4 protein-coding genes and 2 tRNA genes are annotated in these 2,629 nt (G+C 63.3%); 2 read left to right on the top strand and 4 right to left on the bottom strand.

The genetic code is table 11. From position 1 onward, the window contains the following. Nucleotides 1-6: 6 nt before the first annotated feature. The gene (locus EOA79_RS31305; protein WP_066989559.1) at nt 7-264 is read right to left on the bottom strand and encodes a GlsB/YeaQ/YmgE family stress response membrane protein; all 258 of its coding nucleotides are present in this window, start codon (nt 262-264) and stop codon (nt 7-9) included. Between the two features lie 126 nt (nt 265-390). Here EOA79_RS31305 and EOA79_RS31300 point away from each other — a divergent pair, with 126 nt between their 5' ends. Further along, a complete protein-coding gene (locus EOA79_RS31300; RefSeq protein WP_067321636.1) occupies nt 391-843 on the top strand; it encodes a YidB family protein in 453 nt (150 codons plus the stop codon). A gap of 73 nt (nt 844-916) precedes the next feature. Here EOA79_RS31300 and EOA79_RS31295 read toward each other — a convergent pair. Together EOA79_RS31295 and EOA79_RS31290 are read right to left on the bottom strand one after the other, a co-directional pair. Then, nucleotides 917-990: transfer RNA gene (locus tag EOA79_RS31295), tRNA-Gly, on the bottom strand. 68 nt (nt 991-1,058) lie between these two features. Further along, nucleotides 1,059-1,143: transfer RNA gene (locus EOA79_RS31290), tRNA-Tyr, on the bottom strand. Between the two features lie 200 nt (nt 1,144-1,343). On the opposite strand from EOA79_RS31290, the gene EOA79_RS31285 reads away from it, so the two are divergent. Further along, on the top strand, nt 1,344-2,207 hold the full coding sequence (locus EOA79_RS31285) for an RNA methyltransferase (RefSeq protein ID WP_095824695.1): 864 nt from the start codon (nt 1,344-1,346) through the stop codon (nt 2,205-2,207). Between the two features lie 98 nt (nt 2,208-2,305). On the opposite strand, the gene EOA79_RS31280 is transcribed toward EOA79_RS31285, so the two are convergent. Further along, nucleotides 2,306-2,629 (bottom strand): NAD-binding protein (locus EOA79_RS31280; RefSeq protein WP_164894042.1); only part of this gene is annotated, 324 nt, incomplete at its 5' end.

Below are 2,629 nucleotides of genomic sequence, written 5' to 3'. Positions count from 1 at the left end.
ACCGTTCTACAGCGTGCGCCTGCCGGAGAACTGGTGATAAGCCCAGAGCACGACGACCGAGCCGATGACGGCGACAATCAGGCTCCAGATGTTGAGGCCGGTGACGCCCGATGCGCCGAAGGCGCTGAAGATCACGCCACCGACGATAGCGCCGACGATGCCGAGCACGATGTCCATGATCAAGCCCTGACCGGTCTTGTTGACGATCTTGCTGCCGATGAAGCCGGCGATCGCGCCGAGAATGATCCAGCTGATGATGCCCATTTCTTCCCTCCAATCCCCTCGCTGCCAATCATTTTCATATGATTGTCAAAAGCTCAAGACAGCTTGAAAATCCCCCCGGTTGAGCCATTCTGGCGCCGGGTGGACTTGGTTGATAGGAGATCCATGATGGGCCTTTTTGACAACGCCGTTCCCGGCGGCAACATCACCAAACCCCTGATGATCGCGCTCGGCGCGCTGCTGGTCGGCAAGATGCTGAGCGGCAGAAGCGAGGAACAGCCAGCCGAAGCTCAGGCCCCCGCCCCAACTCCCGCCGGAACCTCCGCCGATGGCGGCCTGCTCGGCGGACTGGGCGGGCTGCTCGACAGACTGCGAGACGCCGGCCACGGCGGCGTAGCCGATTCCTGGGTCGGCACCGGCCAGAACCGGCCGATCAACGCCAACGATCTCGGCTCGGCGCTGGGGCCGGCGGTGATCCGCGAGATCGCGCAACGTACCGGTATGAACGAGCAGGAGCTGCTGCAGCAATTGTCCACGGCGCTGCCCGGCGTTGTCGACAAGCTGACGCCGAACGGCCAAGTCCCGCCGCAACATCAGGTGACATCGGCTTTCAACAGCTAAGCATAAGGCAGATCGAACACGCCGCACGCCACGGGTGCTCGGCGTTCATTTGAGGCCTACGACGAAGAAAATCTGGAGCGGGTAGCGGGAATCGAACCCGCATATTCAGCTTGGAAGGCTGCTGCTCTACCACTGAGCTATACCCGCCTGCGCTAGCATCGGAAAACAGTGGCACACTTCCGGTGCTTTTCGTTTCAGGGCTTCCGGGCCGGCAGTGGTGGAGAGGGTTGGATTCGAACCAACGTAGGCTAAGCCAACGGATTTACAGTCCGTCCCCTTTAACCACTCGGGCACCTCTCCAGTCTGCCGCCGGAGCCATGCAACGAGGCATTTCAGCCGACCCGGAGCCCGAGTAAGGATCTTCTCCGAAATCAGCGATGCGCCTTATGGCGGCAAGGCCGGTGGGTGTCAACCGGCGCGGCCAGGGTTTTTCGAGGATGTTCGGCATTCGTCGCCGCAGCCCGTATCCTTAGCCGGCCGGGACGGTTATAGAGGCCGGCATGAGCGACAACAAAAGCAGCAAACCGGGCACCCCGAAGGACACCCACTACGCCAAGCTGAGGCGCGCGCATCGCGACCAGAAGGCGGGCGGCGCGCCGGCATTCCGGCCGCGCCAACCGGTGCTGCCGGGCGAAGGCCCCGCCGACGGACTGGTGCGGCTTTACGGCCTGCACACGGTGCGGGCCGCGCTCGACAATCCGCGACGCAAGATCAAAAGAATGCTGGTGACCCGCAATGCCGCCGAGAGGCTGGCGATCGGCGATCTTTCCGCCCTGTCCTTCATGACCGAGTTGGTCGAGCCCAAAGATATCGACAAAATCACCGGCTCGGACGCCGTGCATCAGGGCGTGCTGATCGAGGCGGAACCGCTTAAACCCAAGCGCCTTGACACGCTCGGCGACACAAAGCTGGTGCTGGTGCTCGACCAGGTCACCGACCCGCACAATGTCGGCGCTATCCTGCGCTCCGCGGTTGCTTTCGGCGCCGGCGCGCTGATCACGACGGCCCGCCACAGCCCGCAGGAATCGGGCGTGCTGGCGAAATCGGCCTCGGGCGCGCTGGAGCACATCGACCAGATCGAGGTGAAGAACCTGGCCGACGCACTGGGTCAACTGCACGATGCCGGCTTCCAGACGATCGGGCTCGATTCTGAGGGATCGGCGGAGCTGGAAAAGAGCTTCGCCGGAGGAAAAATTGCGCTGGTTCTGGGCGCCGAGGGCAAGGGCTTGCGCCAGAAGACGCGCGAGACGGTGACCGCGCTTGCCCGCCTGGACATGCCCGGCGCCATCCGCTCGCTCAACGTGTCGAACGCCGCGGCGGTGAGCCTTTATGCGGCGCGAAAATTCATAGCGAATAGCGAATAGCGAATAGCGAATAGCGAATAGCGAATAGCGAATAGCCGAAACACGGCGGCCCGTCGGCCTGCAATCCCTATTCGCTACTCCCTATTCGCTATTCGCTTCTAGGCCACTTCGTGGCCCGCCATCCGCTCCAGCGCCCTGACCAGCGCCGAGTGATCCTCCTTCGCCCCACCATTGGCGGCGCAGGAATTGAACAGTTGCTGCGTCGTCGAGGTGTTGGGGAGCGCAACGCCGAGCGCCTTGGCGCCTTCCAGCGCGAGGTTGAGGTCCTTCTGGTGCAGTTCGATGCGGAAACCGGGCGCGAAGGTGCGCTTGATCATGCGCTCGCCATGCACTTCGAGGATGCGCGAGGCGGCGAGACCGCCCATCAGGGCTTGGCGAACCTTTGCAGGATCGGCGCCGGCCTTCGAGGCGAAGACCAGGGC

The sequence above is a fragment of the Mesorhizobium sp. M1A.F.Ca.IN.020.03.2.1 genome (genome assembly GCF_004023205.1).
GTDB lineage: Bacteria > Pseudomonadota > Alphaproteobacteria > Rhizobiales > Rhizobiaceae > Mesorhizobium.
This window is presented reverse-complemented; position numbering and strand designations above follow the sequence as displayed.

Excerpts from the sequence above, each read along its gene's own strand:
- EOA79_RS31305 (WP_066989559.1), bottom strand. The coding sequence starts at position 264 with ATGGGCATCATCAGCTGGATCATTCTCGGCGCGATCGCCGGCTTCATC.
- EOA79_RS31300 (WP_067321636.1), top strand. The coding sequence starts at position 391 with ATGGGCCTTTTTGACAACGCCGTTCCCGGCGGCAACATCACCAAACCC.
- EOA79_RS31285 (WP_095824695.1), top strand. The coding sequence starts at position 1,344 with ATGAGCGACAACAAAAGCAGCAAACCGGGCACCCCGAAGGACACCCAC.